A 15703-nucleotide genomic window follows, 5' to 3' on the forward strand; every position below is an offset into this window, starting at 1 on the left:
CCAGATTCGTACAGGCATCAGCCTTAGGTAAGAGGGGGAACAGGTTTGACATTGCAGCAGCTCCGCTATGCCATTGAGATTGCGAACAGCGGCTCGATGAACGAAGCGGCCAAACGGCTTTTTGTGTCGCAGCCCAGTCTCTCCAATGCGATCAAGGAACTGGAGAGCGAGCTGGGAATTACTATTTTTGAACGGACCAACCGGGGAATCAGCATATCAGCTGAAGGCATGGAGTTTCTGGGCTATGCCCGGCAAATTATCGAGCAGACCGAGTTCATGGAGAACCGGTACACCGGGAAGAAGCGCAGTCCGGTTTATTTTTCCGTGTCCACACAGCACTACGCCTTTGTTGTAGATGCTTTTGTGCGTCTGATGAAGGAGCGGAAGCTTGCCGAATACAACTTCAGCCTGCGGGAGACGCAGACCTATGAAATTATTGAGGATGTGCGCACCCTGCGCAGCGATCTTGGCATCCTGTACATCAACGAGAGCAATTATAAGGTAATGAACAAGTTGTTCAGTGACGGAAATCTCAAATTCACACCGCTGTTTAATACTAACCCGCATGTGTATGTCAGGACCGGTCATGCCCTGGCTGCAAAAGAGACTATTGTGCTGGAAGATATTTTACCGTTTCCGTACATTACTTTTGAGCAGGGGGATAATAATTCCTTACACTTCTCGGAAGAAATGCTCAGCTTTACGCAGATTGAGAAAAACGTTAAAGTAACGGACCGGGCCACTCTGTCTAACCTGCTGCTCGGCAGTGATGCCTATACGATCGGAACCGGCATTATGGCCTCTGATCTGAACGGCAACGGAATGGTGACCATACCGTATGACAGCAATGAAGTGTTTACTGTCGGCTGGATTGCCCATAAAGACCGTAAGCCGAGTGAAATTATGTCCGCTTATATTGATCTGCTGAACGATCTGGTCGCCAGCAGCTATTTTGACATGAATCAGTTCTTACTATAACAGCAGGAGGGCCGTATGATCAGTCCAATTACCGGTTCAGCCAGAAATGCCCCGCCCTTTCGCTACGATATCGTGGGCAGCTTTTTGCGCAGTGAAGGCATCAAGACAGCGCGCAGCTTATTTGAGCAGGGAGAGATAACGGCCGCACAGCTTCAGGAGATTGAGAGCCAGGAGATTGCCGAACTGCTGAAGCAGGAAAAGGCGCTTGGCCTTAAAGCCGTTACCGACGGCGAGTTCCGCCGTTCCTGGTGGCATCTTGATTTTTTTCTGGGCATAGAAGGCACACACAAGATCACGCTTAATCAAAGCAATAACCCGGCCAAAGAAAATGCACAGCGGGCAGAGAGCTTCAAGATTACCGGGAAAATATCATTCGGCGATCACCCGATGTTAGCGGATTACATGAAGCTGCAGCAGATGGCCGGCGATACAATGGCCAAAATGACAATACCTGCCCCGTCGCTGTTTCATTTCGTGCAGGATTACAACGGGAATGAGGTTTATCCCGACCGGGATCAGCTGTTTCAGGATATTATCACAGTGTATCGTGATGCAATCCGGGCTTTTTATGAAGCAGGCTGCCGTTATCTGCAAATGGATGATACAACCTGGGGGACACTGTCGAGCGGCAGGCACCGCGCCCATCTGCGGAGCAGAGGCGTAGATCCGGATCAGCTGGCCCGGGACTATGTGCGGCTGATTAACGAGAGTATCGCTGATAAGCCGGAGGACATGACGATTGCGCTGCATGTGTGCCGCGGTAATCTGCGTTCAACCTGGTTCGCGGCCGGCGGCTATGAGCCGGTTGCCGAGGTACTGTTCGGCGGTGCGCAGGTAGATGCTTTTTTCCTGGAATACGATAATGAACGCTCGGGTGACTTCGCGCCGCTGCGGTTCATCAAGGACCAATTCGTGGTGCTGGGGCTTGTCACAACCAAGCATGGCGGGCTGGAGAATAAGGAGCAGCTGAAGCTGCGGATCGCCGAGGCGGCAGAGTATGTGGATATCGACAAGCTGTGCCTTAGCCCGCAATGCGGCTTCGCATCATCCGAGGAAGGCAATATTCTAACCGAGGAAGAGCAGTGGGACAAAATCCGGCTCATTATCGAGACCGCGAATGAAGTGTGGATATAAAAAGAATAGGGATGTTCCGGTCAGCCTGAGCGGCGCCGGGACATCCCTATTTGTTGTTTTGCCGGGTCTTTTAGCTGTCCGGTCCGCTGAAAGCTGAGACGAACGAATAGCTGCACTTTGTACACTTAAAAAGCATGAAAGTCAGCTCCGGCTCCGATTAAATGTAGTTTGTGCAGCTATTTCTGCCCGAAATGACGAAAATGAGCTTATGACGGAGTTATAGTTGTACAGACTACACTTAAATCATAGTTTCGGGGAAAAACCGGTGTTTTAGTTGTAAAAAGTGCAATTATCCCGGGTATCTGCTAAATGTGAGTTACCCGTCAGTACCTTACTATAACCTGCTAACCAAACTAAATGGACAATTAGCCAACTAACTCCCTATCAGCCATCGGAACCACTCACGACCTACTGCCCAGCCGCCGCCGCATCTGCATCAAATCCTCTGTTAGTCACGTAGTTGTCGATACTCCAGACTCTGAGTTTCGCTTCACGAGCCTTCGTTTCAATTTCCCGAAAGTCATCTACATATCTGGTATCCGGCGGGAAAACAGCCACTCTGGCCAGTCCCTGTTCAAGCAGCAGCTCATTTACCATCTGCTCATTCACATATACATAGGCCAGCAGCCGGCCGTATTGATCGCGCTCCGATTCGTCAAACTCAAGCTGTACGGTCTGTCCTTTAAGCAGCTCTGTGGTAAAGTCACGCGCCTCCAGAGCATAGGGCTCAGGCTTGTCTCCTATTTCCGGGGTATCAATCAGCAGCATGCGTACCTTTTCAGTATCACCGTCATCAGTCCGGATACGGAAGGTGTCGCCGTCGGTGATCGAGGTGACTTCGGCTTCCATTAAGCCGGAAGCGGGTGCGTATGTACTGGTAACTTCGCTATCGTTGATAGAATTCAGTATAGATTCAGCTTTTTCAAGCAGTGAGGTTCCAGGCGCTGTAACAACAAAAAAGACAAAACTTACAGCACCGGCAAGAAGGGAGAGTGTGTTAACTTGCTTACGCGATTTCCGGACAGGTGCGTTTGAACTCCTGCGTGTGAAAAGCGACGGCTTTACCAGGCTGATCATCCAGACGATGATTGCTAATAGGGTGAACAACAGAAATAGTGGCGCAAAAGATTCCTTCAGTATCATGCAAATAGCTCCTCTGTAACAATAGTTAAGCCAGTGTAGCAGAAAATAGCAGCATTGAATACCCGTCAGTAACATTCAGCATTGGTTAGATCCAACACAAAACATCATTTACATATATCACCAAATGAATTATTGTTTTAGCAGGAGGGATGATATGGATCCATATGTTGATCAGCGGGTGGAGCGCCGGGCCAGGCCGGGAAGAATCAGGAATCTGTTCATTGTGCTAATAATTTTGGCAGGAGTGCTTGCGCTGCTTAATCCGTCCATTGAGGATTTTGCGGAATATGCTGCGGATGATCTGCAGGAAATGCTGGGCACGCCGCTGCCTGAAGGTCTTAATCAGACTGTGGTGCGGCCGCTGGTGGAGAATATTGCAGGGAGAGATAACTACATAGTTTTTTCCGTTTTTAGTCTTCCGGACATTCAGGACAACACGACCTTTCTTGGTGATATCACTGCGAAGAAGCGTTACTTAGGCGTATTCAAAATCTTTTTCATTGAGCTGTAGTTTGAATTGTAGCCTGAAATTTCAGCTTGAAAAAGCACCTCAAATCATGTTTAAATAGGTTTAATTGGATAAGAAAAGCGATGATGAGAAGAGTAGTTAAGCAAACGTTGTTCCCAGAGAGCTCCAGCCCGGTGAAATGGAGCAGCAATGTGCCTGACGAATAAAGTCTCTGAGCTGCATATGGAATTGAGTGTCAGACACTCAAGGATGATATGACGGGAGCTCCCGTTAAAGAGCTAGGGTATAAGCGTGATGGCCGTACCCGAAGAGGCGGTCCTGGCAACATGTCCGCGAACAGAGGTGGTACCACGGTGCTTATGACAGCTCCCGTCCTCAAGATGACAATCTTGAGGCGGGGGCTTTTTTGTTTTTTTACTACAATACAGAGGAGATCATTAATATGCATTGGGCACAAAAAATCGCAAACGACTTAATTAGTAATCATCCGGACCGTCAGACTTTTGTATGCGCCTCGGGCATCAGCCCGTCAGGCTCGGTTCATATCGGCAATTTCCGCGAGATCGTCACCACCTATTTCGTTACACGGGCGCTGCAGCAAGCAGGTAAAAAAGTGCGTTTTATCTTTTCGTGGGATGATTTCGACCGGTTCCGTAAAGTTCCGGCACAGCTGGATGCTTCTTATGAGCAGTATATCGGCCTGCCGTACACCAAGGTCCCATGTCCATGCGGCGGCCATACTTCCTATGCTGAGCACTACGAGCAGGAGTTTGAACAGGCATTGGGCGCTTTTGGCATCCTACCTGAATTTATCTACCAGAGCCGTGAATATCAGTCGGACCGATATAATCAGGCCATACTCCATGCCCTGCGCAGCAGAGGGGAAATATACGATATTCTGATGATGTTCAAAACAGGCAAAGCCACAGAGGAGGACCGGGCGGCCTTTTACCCGATTCAGGTCTACTGCGAGCGTTGCGGAAAAGATACGACCAGCGTGCACGCTTTTGACGGGGAGTCAGAGGACATCATTTATAGCTGCAAATGCGGCTGCTACAATACGCTGCACGTTCCGCAAGCCTCAAACATCAAGCTGCACTGGAAAATAGACTGGCCGATGCGCTGGGGGATGGAGCAGGTTGTGTTCGAGCCGGGCGGCCGGGATCATTCATCCGAGACGGGGAGCTATAATGTTGCCAAGGTCATGGCGAAGAAAATATTCGGAAATCAGCCGCCGTATTACGTTCCCTATGAGTTCATCAGCATTAAAGGCAGTCATGCCAAAATGTCCAGCTCGTCTGGCCATAACTATACGCCGGAGGACCTGCTGAAGGTATACGGGCCGGAGCCGATTCTGTTTATGTTCGCCAAATACCAGCCGGATGCGGCCTTCAGTATCGGCCTGGATGAGGATGTGCTGCGGAACTATACGGAATTCGAACGGTACCGTAAAGCATTTGCCGCCGGACAATTGGAGAGTGAGGACATCCGTGCCGCTCTGGAACTAACCTTACGAAATCCTGCTGATGCGGAAGCGCCGGGCTTCAGCCAGGCTGCGGCGTTACTGCCGCTGATCAACTGGGACTGCACACTTCTGCAAAAACTGCTGAACCAGGATGGCGGAAGCGGCGGTAATGAAGGATTATTCCGGCAAACCGCAGAACGGGCTGAGCACTGGATCAGAGAATATGCTCCGCACAAGCTGGTTACGGTGAACACCAGTCCGGACCGGGTGCTGTATCAATCGCTGGAAGCTGCCGAACAGGAGCGGGTTATGGCATTCTGCGGCTTGCTCCGTACCGGATTTTCCGATGAAAAAGAATTCATGCAGCAGGTGTACGCCATTTGTCACGATGCTGACAAAAAGACGATGAGAAGCAACCAGAAGTCGCTGTTTTCCATTCTTTATCAGCTGATTTTGCAGCAGCCGGAAGGCCCGAGAATTCCTGTTCTTGTTCAGGCACTGGGCAAAGAGCGTGTGCTGGCGCTGCTGGACTTCTAAACGGAGCCCTGTTGCCCTTTACGGGATCGTCCCAAGAGAGTTATAATATAACGGACTGTTTATAACTTATGTTGGAAAGTGAGTCGAACACTATGGGCCGTAAATGGAATAATATTAAAGAGAAGAAAGCATCCAAGGATGCCAATACAAGTAAGGTCTACGCCAAATTTGGCGTTGAGATTTATGTAGCAGCGAAGAAAGGCGAACCGGACCCTGAATCGAACCGTGCACTGAAGGTCGTTCTGGAACGCGCCAAGACTTATAATGTACCGAAGGCCATCATCGATCGCGCTTTGGAAAAAGCCAAAGGCAGCGGCGACGAAAACTATGTGGAGCTGCGTTACGAAGGCTTCGGTCCAAACGGCTCGATGATCATCATCGACGCATTGACCAATAACGTGAACCGCACGGCACCGCTTGTCCGTTCCGCATTCAGCAAAAACGGCGGCAATATGGGCGTCAGCGGATCAGTAACGTATATGTTTGATCCGACAGCTGTTATCGGTGTGGAAGGCAAATCCGCTGAAGAAGTAATGGAGCTGCTCATTGAAGCCGATGTTGATGTGCGCGATGTGCTGGAAGAGGACGAGGCTGTTATCGTATACGCTGAGCCTGACCAGTTCCATACTGTACAGGAGACGCTGCGCGGGGCCGGTATTACTGACTTTACCGTAGCTGAGCTTACGATGCTTCCACAGAACTATGTGGAGATTCCGGAAGATGCTCAGGCCCAGTTCGAGAAGCTGATCGACGCACTGGAAGAACTCGATGATGTACAGCAGGTTTATCACAACGTTGACTCCGAATAATCAGGGCTGCCGGCTGCCATAATAAGGTGAAACATTTTAGTAACCTTAAGGAGGCAGCGCAGTGACAGATCACGCCAAACCGGATAAGAACCTGATGAACACTGTGGATGAGCTTGACCATGCGGCAGTAACCAGCCAGCAGGCACAGCAAATGGAGCAGAAGAAGCTCGACATCCGCAAGGAGTCCCTTAGCGATGACAAGACAACTTATAAGAAGAATGAACAGAATTCTTATAAGTGACTACTGCATCAAGACGGATATAGGGAGCGGCAGGAGATGATCCTGCTGCTCTTTTTTTATTTTACGGGGGAGGGACAGAACCAATATGGCGGAATTCCGGTTGCTTAGTGTAGTACATATCATGCTTGTCCAGGACGGCCAGGTGCTGCTGCTTAGACGCTGTAATACAGGACATATGGACGGTTATTATGGTTTTCCCGGCGGGAAGCTGGACGGCGGGGAAACGCTGCAAATGGCGGCAATCCGGGAAGCGCGGGAGGAAACAGGCATCCGGATCGATCCGGATGAGCTGCGCATGCTGGGGACGATGCATATTAAGACTGCGGGCGGGGAACGGATTGATTTTTTCTTCCAGGCTAAAGAGTGGTCGGGAGAAATAAGCAACTTGGAGCCGCAGAAATGTGACGATTTAGGCTGGTACGATATAGACAAGCTCCCGGACAATGCCCTTCCCTTTATTACGAAGGCTATGGATACCTTTGGGCGTGGAGAATGGTTTGTGGAGTCCGGCTGGGATTAAGAGACTTATAGAGATAGCAGGGGGCCGGGGATGGATCATATTAGTACAGGAATGATTATTGTTTTGGTGGTTTGCGGTTTTCTGGCCGGGTTTATTGATTCTGTAGTGGGCGGCGGCGGACTGATCTCGATTCCCGCGCTGCTGTCGGCGGGCATACCGTTGCCTCTGCTGCTCGGTACGAATAAGCTGGCAGGCACCATGTGTTCTTTTACCAGTACGGCCTCATTTATAAAATCAGGCAAAATTAACTTTCAGCTGGTTAAGCTGCTTATTCCCTTCTCTATTGCCGGAGCGGTCGCTGGCTCATTTACCGTCCGGCAGGTGCCGTCGGAGTTTCTGAAGCCGCTGGTCATCGTGATGCTGGTGGTGATTACCATCTATACCCTGTTCAAAAAATCCTGGGGCGATGTGTCCACCTTCTCAGGCAGCAGCAAAAAAACACGGCTGATTGGCATGCTGGTCGCTCTGATCATCGGGTTTTACGACGGATTTTTCGGTCCGGGTACCGGATCGTTTCTGATCTTTGCCTTCCTGATGCTGGGCTTTGAATTCGTAACGGCAGCCGGCAATGCCAAGGTATTGAATTTTGCCAGTAATATTTCCAGTCTGCTTACCTTCATTGCACTGGGCTCGGTCAGCTACTCTTACGGCCTGCTGCTCGGAGTGCCGATGGTTGCCGGGGCATTAATCGGTTCCAAAGTGGCGATCCGCAAGGGTGCAGGCTATATCCGCCCGCTGTTCATTGCTGTGACGGTGATCTTGATCGGCAAGCAGATCTGGGATACGATGCACTAAACAGTTTGTAATCGAGGTGGAAATATGGATATAAGGTGTATCCCTAAAGAACAGGCCTGGCAATTAAGGCATGAGGTGATGTGGCCGGAGCGTGAACTGGATTATGTAAAACTGGACGATGATGGTGCCGGGGAGCATTACGGGCTGTTCGGGCAGGAGCGTCTGATTTCCGTAGTATCTCTATTTATTGAAGGTGAAGAAGCGCAGTTCCGCAAGTTCGCCACCCTTGAGTCCGAGCAGGGCAAAGGCTACGGCAGCAGGCTGCTGCAGCATGTACTGGAAGAGGCGGAGCAGCGCGGAGTCCGGAGGTTTTTTTGTAATGCGCGGAGGAATAAAGCCCCTTTCTATCAGAAGTTTGGGCTGGCTGCAACAGGGCAGACGTTCAGTAAGGGCGGGAAAGATTATATCATAATGGAACGGTACTTCGGAGCAGATGAGGCCGGAGCTGAAGACAGAAACGGAGTGGAACAGGCTAATGACTGATAAATTATATTACGAATCAGCTTATATTCAGGAATGGGAGACAAAGGTCAGCCGGATTGAGGAAAAAGCAGACGGGCTTTATCTCGTTCTGGAGCAGACGGCCTTCTACCCGCATGGCGGCGGACAGCCGTGCGATACCGGGACCATCGGCGGAATTCCGGTGCTGGATGTCATTCTGGAGGAGGGCGAAGTATTCCACAAAGTGGACAGCCTTCCGGGAGGCGCAGAAGTCAGCTGTAAAATCGACTGGGAGCGCAGATTCGATCACATGCAGCAGCACAGCGGCCAGCATCTTCTGTCGGCGGTGTTCCGTGAGCTGTGCGGGGCAATGACGTTAAGCTTCCACCTCGGAACCGATTATGCGACGATCGATGTGGAACTGACTGAGCTGTCACCGGCCCGGATGCTGGAAGTGGAGGCTGAGGTTAACCGGCAGATTGTTCTGAACCGCAGCATCACCAGCTATTTCGTGAGCGGGGAAGAGCTGGCTCAATTGCCGCTGGTGAAGCAGCCTACAGTAACCGAGAATATCCGGATCGTGGAAATTGAAGGCATCGAATATAATGCCTGCGGCGGCACCCATGTCCCGTCTACCGGAGCGATCGGGATGATCAAGCTGCTGAGAGCGGACAAGCAAAAGGGCAATATCCGGGTGACCTTCAAATGCGGCGGACGCGCATTGGCCGAGTTCAACGACAATGTGCGGATTCTGAATGCCTTATCCGTCAAGTTCAACACCGGTAAAGACGAGATAGTAGACCGGATTGAAAAAATGGAGCTGGAGCAGAAGCAGCTTCAACTTGAACTGGCTGCGCTTAAAGAGCAAAATGACGGTTACGCAGCAAATGAACTGCTGGCCGCACAGGAGCAAGGTAACCGGATCATCGCGCAGACTTATGAGCAGAAGTCACTTAAGGATCTGCAGAGCCTCGCAGCCAAGCTGACTGCGCTGACCGATCTGCCGGTGCTGCTGCTGTCCGCAGCCGAGAATAAGCTGGTATTCGCGCAGAGCGGAAATGCCGGGCTGTCCTGCGGTGCCTTCTTTAAGGAGCACCTAAGCAGCTTCGGCGGCAAGGGCGGCGGCAGCGATAAGCTGGCCCAGGCCGGCTTTACGGACTATGAGCAGGCCCAGGCTTTTTATGAATTTGTAAAACAGCAGTAACATACAAAACCTGCCAAGGGAGAAGGATCGGATTGAGGTCCGTTTTCCCGGGCAGGTTTTTTAGAAAATAAGAATGTATATGTTTTGGAATCCCCGCCATGCGGTGTCTTTTACCAGCCCTTGCGTGTACATAACGAGGTAATATGGGCAAGATGATGCTTGCCGTGCCAGGCGTAGATGCCGATGTTTCTGCCTAATGAAACAGTGCCGGATTCCGGATGGATAAAAGTCTTTTCCAGATCGGCTGGAGTCAATTCACGTAAAACGGTAACCCAGCGCTTATGTAAGGTCTCAATGAGCAGAAGAGAAGGCTCAACCGGTAAGGCATAGTCCGGGAGCTCAGCCCATTTTGCTTCCTCATAGGGCTTAATTACCGGCTTGTCTTCTGTAAGAGCCAATTTGAAGCGGATTAATGCATTCATATGACTGTCTGCAACATGATGGATAACCTGACGCACCGTCCAGCCACCCGGCCGGTACGGAGTATCCAGCTGTTCATCGTTTAAATCTTTTACAGCCTCCCGTAACCGTTCCGGCAATTCTTCGATCTCTTTAATCCACTCCGCTGTAACACTATCAGTAATCTCCCCGGTAAACTCAAATGTGCCAATCGGATATCGCAAATCTCTCTCCATCCACAAAATCCCTCCAGTTAAGGATTATTTAATAACTTCCCCATTATAATCACTTCAGAAGAGATGAGAAAGGGGAACTAAGCGTGTTTCTAAACATTCTAAAAAAGGATCTGCGGCGCAAAAGAACGATGAATATCGTACTGTTCGTACTGATCACACTGGCTACATCGCTGGTGGCGAGCGGAACGAACCTGATGTACACTACCTCGTCGGCCATCGGGTATTTTATCGATCAGAGTAAAGTAGCCGATCACAATGTCATGATTCCGAATACACCGGAGAACCGGAAAAAGATTACAGACTGGGCGGATGCTCAGGCCGTAGTCGGGAAGGTGTTCCCTGAGCTGCAGATCAGCGTGACCAGTCAGCAGATCAGGCTGCCGGCAGGGCGGGAGGGCTTTGCCAGTAATTTTGTGCTTTTACTGTCAACCGTCCCGGATCAGGTAAATCTGATTTTCGATCAGGAGGATCAGCGCTTTACACTTAACCCCGGAGAGATCGGCATCCCGGTAGCCGTCAGAAACGCAACAGGTGTAAAGCCTGGTGACAGCCTTACGATTGATATTAATGGCCTCTCCAAAACCCTCAGGGTAACGGAAATCTTCAAGGATGCCTATATGGGCGCCGACCTGATGGGGCTGAAGCGGCTGGTCCTTTCACCGCAGGATTTTGCTGATTTTCAGAGTACGCTTGCAGAAGATGCGCTTACGGTTCAATATAGCTTCACGGCTGCTGAGGGAGTGGAATCGGCGGCGGTCACGGCTGCTTTTGCCAAGGAGGATCTGCCTGCGACCTTTCAGCTGGAAAAAGGGCTGGTACGGACATCTTTTCTGACCGATCAGATTATTTCCGCCATGCTGTTTGTAATCAGCCTGTTTCTGATCTTCATTGCCTTTTTGACCCTGCGGTTTACGATCGTATCTACGCTGCAGGATGACTACAGGGAGATTGGAGTCATGAAGGCCATCGGCTTCAAGAACGGGCCTATTAAACGGCTCTACCTGGCTAAATACCTGGGGCTCGCGGTTACCGGGGGAACTGTCGGGCTGATGGCCAGCTTTCCGCTAAGTGCTCTTATGTCCCGTAAAACCTCAGAGTATATTATCCTGCCCGGCGGTATCGCCAACATTATTATTTCCATTGCCAGCGCAGTCGCAATTGTTCTGCTGACTCTGCTGTTCTGTGTGCTGTGCATGCGCAAAATCAATAAAGCCTCGGCCATCGACGCGATCAGACAGGGCCATACAGGTGAACGCTTCCGGCCTTCCCGCAGTATTCATCTTCACCGCAGCAAGCGGCTGCATCCGATGCTGTTTTTGGCGCTGAGTGATGTTTTGAACCGGCTCAGAAGCTATACTACGCTTATTCTTACATTCATTCTGAGTACAGCCATTATCATTATTCCGATCAATCTGACCAATACGATCCTCAGTCCGAAATTTATAAGCTATCTGGGCACAACGGAAGCGGATTTCTATACCAAAGCCATCGTGGCCGATAAATCGCTGACAGAGATCCGCCAGGAGCTGTCGAAGGTTGAGCAGCAGTTTAAGGAACAGCATTATGATGTGAGCCTCTCCCTGGAGTATACAGCCTTGACCAAGTATATTTCAGATGACGGGGAGAGCAACCGGAGTATTTCCGGTACCAAAAATGAACCGCTGTCCGAGCTTGAATATCTGCAGGGCTCTGCCCCGAGATTAGCAAATGAAATTGCGATAACCAGCATCATGTCGGAAGTCTATCTAAAAAAACCGGGCGATCCTATTGTATTTGAAATTGACGGCAAGCAGCATTCTTTTCTGATTACCGGTATTTTTCAGGCCATCTCTAATGAAGGTTATATGGTCAGGCTGGCCGAGGAATTCTACCCGCAGATGACGACTTCTTATATGATTACCGGCATGATTAATGCACCGGATAAGGACAAAGCGGCAATTACCAGGGAAATGAAGCAGTCCTTTAGCCAATATGAAATTAAAGTCGCTAATGAGATGCTGGAAGATGTGATCGGCAGCTTTATGGGCCAGCTGAAGGGCATCATCAACCTGCTTACGGTTATCGTGTGCATCATTACCTTTTTCATTACCAGCCTGTTCGTGCGCTTGCTGATAACCAAAGAGATTCAGGGGATTGCGGTCATGAAAAGCCTCGGCTTCACCGACGGCCTGATCCGGCTATGGCAAGTTCTGCGGATAATGATTCTGCTTGCAGGCTCGCTGATTGCGGGTGTGCTGGGAGCCAATATACTTGGGGAACGCTTGTTCAGCTTTGTCTTCCGGATGTTCGGGCTTACCGAGCTTCACTTTCAGATTATGCCGCTGCAAGTGTATGTGCTGTATCCGCTGCTCATTCTTGCTGTAGTTGTGATGGCCGTGTATACAAGCTGCGGGCAAATTAAAACCATTCATGTCTGGAATATGAATAAAGAATAATCAGGGGGAATGAAGCGATGAGTACTATACTTGAAGTTACCAATCTGTGCAAAACGTATATCGTGAACAAAAGCCAGCATAATGTCCTACGGAATATTAATTTTACGCTGCATGAGGGTGAGTTCGTATCGATCATGGGCCCGTCCGGATCGGGCAAGTCTACCTTGCTCTATACGGTCAGCGGGATGGACCGCTTGACGGCGGGAGAAGTGCTGTTTAACCGGAAGCAGCTGTCACAGCTTAAACAGAATGAGATAGCGGATGTCCGGCTGCATGAGATGGGGTTTATTTTTCAGCAAATGTATATGCTTGGAAATCTGTCAGTCTATGATAATATCATATTATCCGGCTACCAATCGATTAAGGGCAAAGGGGATAACCGCAGCCGCAGTGATGTTAATGAGTATGCCGACAAGCTGATGCGGAAGCTCGGAATAATCGAAATTGCCGGACATGATATTGCCGAGGTATCGGGCGGACAATTGCAGCGGGCCTGCATCTGCCGGGCGCTAATCAACGCTCCCAAAATGCTGTTTGCCGATGAACCGACCGGAGCACTCAACTCCAAAGCCGCCAAAGAAGTAATGGAAGAGCTCTGCCGGATTAACCGGGAAGGTACGACGATCATGATCGTCACCCATGATGTGAAGGTGGCGGCGCAGACGGATAAGGTTCTGTATATGGTGGACGGCAACATCCAGGGCGAGCTGAAGCTGGGCAAATTCGTTGAGTCGGAGGGCGTAAGGGAACGGGAGCGCCGGCTGAATGAATGGCTGATGGAGCAGGGCTGGTAGGGAGTAAGGGAATCACTAGCGGCTAAATGCCGGCCTGCCCTGCGATAAAGTGAATACAGGAGGGGGATGGCATTGGCTGATATTTTGGTGATAGAGGATAATCTGGAGCTGTCTAACGTGATCCGCGATTTTCTGGAGGCTGACGGTTACTCCGTAGTGACTGCTCCCAATGCCGAAGAGGGGCTGGTGCTGCTGGAAAGCCAGGCGGTGAAGCTGCTGCTGCTTGATATTATGCTGCCTGGGATCGACGGTTTTGCCGTGTGCCGGCTGGCCAGGGAAAAATACAATCTGCCCATTCTGATCATGAGTGCCCGGCACGGGGATGAGAATAAGATCATTGGGCTTGAGCTGGGGGCAGACGATTATCTGGAAAAACCGTTTACCATCCAGCTGCTGATTGCCAAGGTGAAGGCGCATATGCGCCGGAGCTATGAAATGAATGACAACAAACAGCTGCTCACTGACGGCAATTTACTGGTCAACTGTACTTCTATGCAGGTATTCCTGGCCGGAATGCCGGTGACCATGACTATGAAGGAATACGAACTGCTGGTGCTGCTGCTGAAGAACCGGGGCAAGGTGCTGCGGAAGGAATGGCTGTTTGAGCGGGTGTGGGGGGCGGACAGTTTTAGTGAGCCGTCAACCCTTACTGTACATATTAACAAGCTGCGGGACAAGATAGAGCTTAACCCGAAGCAGCCTAAACGGATCGTAACGGTGTGGGGAGTGGGCTACAAGTATGAAGCGGTTTGACCGGCTGATTCTGTGCACGATCCTTATCGGGATCACGGTGATTGCCTTGTATACCGGCTATGGCTTCATGCAGGCGGAAGACTCCGGAGATAAAGCATACCGGATTGAGGTCAACCGGATTACCCGGGAGATCAGTGACGGGCGGGAGCCCGGTGAACTCAAGCTGGACGAATATACATATGTGCGGAGGGTTGCCTGGCTGGAATGGGATGCAGCACCGGAGGCGCTTACGGGATTTTTTGACGGCACAGGCGTGCAGAACCATGCGGAGTATACGGTTAAGCCCATATTTCATGGAGAGGAGCCTGCAGGTTATTTGCGGCTGGAATATGGACCTGGCCCAAGCCGTTCACCGCTGCTTTTGTTAACAGTAATCTTGCTGAGTGCAGTGCTTGTGGCGGTCACCGGTCTGCTTCTCTACATCCGCGGGCAGATCATTAAGCCGTTCCATACCATCGAGGAGCTTCCTTACGCCTTATCCAGAGGGAATCTGACTCAGGGCATGAAGGAGAGCAAAAGCCGTTTTTTCGGCAAGTTTATCTGGGGCCTGAACTTACTGCGTGAGACTCTGGACCGGCAGAAGCAGACTAATCTGAGGCTGGAAAAAGACCGCCAGACCCTGATCGCCTCGCTGTCCCATGAGCTCAAAACGCCGGTTGCAGCGATTAAGCTGTACTCCAGTGCGCTTGCAGATGGGCTTTATGATAATGAAGATAAGCGCAGAGCTTCTGCCAGCCTGATTGGCCAAAAAGCGGGTCAGATAGAAAATATGATCAGCAGCATCATTTCCGCTTCGGTATCTTCCCTGCAGGAAGCAGAGGTGCATGTTACGGAATTTTACCTGAAAGACTGGACCCGGCGGGTAGTGGAGCATTACAAGGAACGTCTTGCATTGCTGAAGATTCATTTTGACGTGGCTGTGCCTGAAGACAAGCTGCTGCTGGGTGACCCGGAAAAGCTGCTTGAGGTAATGGATAATCTGCTTGAGAATGCGATTAAATACGGGGACGGCAGCCTGATCAGGATCAGCTTCCGGGAAGAGGATTACCGCCAGCTGATCATCATTGAAAACGCCGGCGAACCCGTTCCGGTTAACGAGCTGCCGCATATCTTCGCCAGCTTCTGGCGCGGCTCGAACAGCGCCGGCAAGCAGGGCAATGGCCTGGGCCTGTTCATCTGCCGGCAGCTGCTGCGCAAAATGGACGGAGATATATATGCTGAGGCTTATGGGGAAGGGATGCGTTTTGTGCTGGTGGTGCGATATTGACATTATAATACAGAGTAAGCGAAGAGCCTTGGTGTTATAGGGCTCTTTTTTTAATGCTATTTCTGATAGATTGAGCTTGAACA

Annotated in this window: 16 protein-coding genes and 1 other annotated feature; of the genes, 14 read left to right on the forward strand and 2 right to left on the reverse strand. The window is 50.6% G+C overall.

Annotated elements, in window-relative coordinates; all coding sequences use genetic code 11:
• Window positions 1-45: 45 nt before the first annotated feature.
• Window positions 46-978: a LysR family transcriptional regulator gene (locus tag NST84_RS13930; protein ID WP_342566139.1), complete on the forward strand. Its 933-nt coding sequence runs from the start codon at window positions 46-48 to the stop codon at window positions 976-978.
• Between the two features lie 15 nt (window positions 979-993).
• Window positions 994-2112 (forward strand): 5-methyltetrahydropteroyltriglutamate--homocysteine S-methyltransferase, encoded by a 1119-nt coding sequence (locus NST84_RS13935; protein WP_342566140.1) that lies wholly within the window; start codon window positions 994-996, stop codon window positions 2110-2112.
• Window positions 2113-2520: 408 nt separating this feature from the next.
• Here NST84_RS13935 and NST84_RS13940 read toward each other — a convergent pair whose 3' ends face one another.
• On the reverse strand, window positions 2521-3255 hold the full coding sequence (locus NST84_RS13940; protein ID WP_342566141.1) for a thermonuclease family protein: 735 nt from the start codon (window positions 3253-3255) through the stop codon (window positions 2521-2523).
• Window positions 3256-3409: 154 nt separating this feature from the next.
• Here NST84_RS13940 and NST84_RS13945 point away from each other — a divergent pair, with 154 nt between their 5' ends.
• From NST84_RS13945 to NST84_RS13980, 8 genes are all read left to right on the forward strand, one after another.
• A complete protein-coding gene (locus NST84_RS13945; RefSeq protein WP_342566142.1) occupies window positions 3410-3766 on the forward strand; it encodes a hypothetical protein in 357 nt (118 codons plus the stop codon).
• Window positions 3767-3837: 71 nt separating this feature from the next.
• Window positions 3838-4104, forward strand: a binding site (T-box leader).
• 62 nt (window positions 4105-4166) lie between these two features.
• Window positions 4167-5726 carry a lysine--tRNA ligase gene (gene lysS / locus NST84_RS13950; RefSeq protein WP_342566143.1) on the forward strand — a complete coding sequence of 520 codons (1560 nt, stop codon included), beginning with the start codon at window positions 4167-4169 and terminating at the stop codon, window positions 5724-5726.
• Window positions 5727-5818: 92 nt separating this feature from the next.
• Window positions 5819-6535 carry a YebC/PmpR family DNA-binding transcriptional regulator gene (locus NST84_RS13955; RefSeq protein WP_342566144.1) on the forward strand — a complete coding sequence of 239 codons (717 nt, stop codon included), beginning with the start codon at window positions 5819-5821 and terminating at the stop codon, window positions 6533-6535.
• 61 nt (window positions 6536-6596) lie between these two features.
• Window positions 6597-6776 (forward strand): hypothetical protein, encoded by a 180-nt coding sequence (locus NST84_RS13960; RefSeq protein WP_039873030.1) that lies wholly within the window; start codon window positions 6597-6599, stop codon window positions 6774-6776.
• Between the two features lie 85 nt (window positions 6777-6861).
• Window positions 6862-7296: an NUDIX domain-containing protein gene (locus tag NST84_RS13965; protein WP_342566145.1), complete on the forward strand. Its 435-nt coding sequence runs from the start codon at window positions 6862-6864 to the stop codon at window positions 7294-7296.
• 30 nt (window positions 7297-7326) lie between these two features.
• Window positions 7327-8091, forward strand: coding sequence for a TSUP family transporter (locus NST84_RS13970; protein ID WP_342566146.1), 765 nt, complete (start codon window positions 7327-7329; stop codon window positions 8089-8091).
• A gap of 24 nt (window positions 8092-8115) precedes the next feature.
• Window positions 8116-8574 (forward strand): GNAT family N-acetyltransferase, encoded by a 459-nt coding sequence (locus NST84_RS13975; RefSeq protein WP_342566147.1) that lies wholly within the window; start codon window positions 8116-8118, stop codon window positions 8572-8574.
• Complete coding sequence (locus NST84_RS13980) at window positions 8567-9736, forward strand: alanyl-tRNA editing protein (RefSeq protein ID WP_342566148.1); 1170 nt, start codon at window positions 8567-8569, stop codon at window positions 9734-9736. Before NST84_RS13975 ends, NST84_RS13980 begins: the two co-directional genes overlap by 8 nt.
• 110 nt (window positions 9737-9846) lie before the next feature.
• Here the strand turns inward: NST84_RS13980 and NST84_RS13985 are convergent, their stop codons facing one another.
• Window positions 9847-10371: a YfiT family bacillithiol transferase gene (locus tag NST84_RS13985; RefSeq protein ID WP_342566149.1), complete on the reverse strand. Its 525-nt coding sequence runs from the start codon at window positions 10369-10371 to the stop codon at window positions 9847-9849.
• A gap of 83 nt (window positions 10372-10454) precedes the next feature.
• Here NST84_RS13985 and NST84_RS13990 point away from each other — a divergent pair, with 83 nt between their 5' ends.
• The 4 genes from NST84_RS13990 to NST84_RS14005 all read left to right on the forward strand — a co-directional run bounded on the left by NST84_RS13990 (window position 10455) and on the right by NST84_RS14005 (window position 15620).
• The gene (locus tag NST84_RS13990) at window positions 10455-12806 is read left to right on the forward strand and encodes an FtsX-like permease family protein (RefSeq protein ID WP_342566150.1); all 2352 of its coding nucleotides are present in this window, start codon (window positions 10455-10457) and stop codon (window positions 12804-12806) included.
• A 17-nt stretch (window positions 12807-12823) separates the two neighbouring features.
• Entirely contained in the window at window positions 12824-13600 is a 777-nt protein-coding gene (locus tag NST84_RS13995) for an ABC transporter ATP-binding protein (protein WP_342566151.1), read from the forward strand.
• 66 nt (window positions 13601-13666) lie between these two features.
• Window positions 13667-14353: a response regulator transcription factor gene (locus tag NST84_RS14000; protein WP_342566152.1), complete on the forward strand. Its 687-nt coding sequence runs from the start codon at window positions 13667-13669 to the stop codon at window positions 14351-14353.
• Complete coding sequence (locus NST84_RS14005) at window positions 14340-15620, forward strand: HAMP domain-containing sensor histidine kinase (RefSeq protein ID WP_342566153.1); 1281 nt, start codon at window positions 14340-14342, stop codon at window positions 15618-15620. Before NST84_RS14000 ends, NST84_RS14005 begins: the two co-directional genes overlap by 14 nt.
• The last annotated feature ends 83 nt before the right edge of the window (window positions 15621-15703 follow it).

This window comes from Paenibacillus sp. FSL R7-0345, from assembly GCF_038595055.1.
Classification (GTDB): domain Bacteria; phylum Bacillota; class Bacilli; order Paenibacillales; family Paenibacillaceae; genus Paenibacillus_AQ.

Bases quoted from the DNA above. Each gene is read 5' to 3' on its own strand.
- NST84_RS13935 (WP_342566140.1), top strand. From the start codon at position 994: ATGATCAGTCCAATTACCGGTTCAGCCAGAAATGCCCCGCCCTTTCGC.
- NST84_RS13940 (WP_342566141.1), bottom strand. From the start codon at position 3,255: ATGATACTGAAGGAATCTTTTGCGCCACTATTTCTGTTGTTCACCCTA.
- NST84_RS13945 (WP_342566142.1), top strand. From the start codon at position 3,410: ATGGATCCATATGTTGATCAGCGGGTGGAGCGCCGGGCCAGGCCGGGA.
- lysS (WP_342566143.1), top strand. From the start codon at position 4,167: ATGCATTGGGCACAAAAAATCGCAAACGACTTAATTAGTAATCATCCG.
- NST84_RS13955 (WP_342566144.1), top strand. From the start codon at position 5,819: ATGGGCCGTAAATGGAATAATATTAAAGAGAAGAAAGCATCCAAGGAT.
- NST84_RS13965 (WP_342566145.1), top strand. From the start codon at position 6,862: ATGGCGGAATTCCGGTTGCTTAGTGTAGTACATATCATGCTTGTCCAG.
- NST84_RS13970 (WP_342566146.1), top strand. From the start codon at position 7,327: ATGGATCATATTAGTACAGGAATGATTATTGTTTTGGTGGTTTGCGGT.
- NST84_RS13975 (WP_342566147.1), top strand. From the start codon at position 8,116: ATGGATATAAGGTGTATCCCTAAAGAACAGGCCTGGCAATTAAGGCAT.
- NST84_RS13980 (WP_342566148.1), top strand. From the start codon at position 8,567: ATGACTGATAAATTATATTACGAATCAGCTTATATTCAGGAATGGGAG.
- NST84_RS13985 (WP_342566149.1), bottom strand. From the start codon at position 10,371: ATGGAGAGAGATTTGCGATATCCGATTGGCACATTTGAGTTTACCGGG.
- NST84_RS13995 (WP_342566151.1), top strand. From the start codon at position 12,824: ATGAGTACTATACTTGAAGTTACCAATCTGTGCAAAACGTATATCGTG.
- NST84_RS14000 (WP_342566152.1), top strand. From the start codon at position 13,667: ATGGCATTGGCTGATATTTTGGTGATAGAGGATAATCTGGAGCTGTCT.
- NST84_RS14005 (WP_342566153.1), top strand. From the start codon at position 14,340: ATGAAGCGGTTTGACCGGCTGATTCTGTGCACGATCCTTATCGGGATC.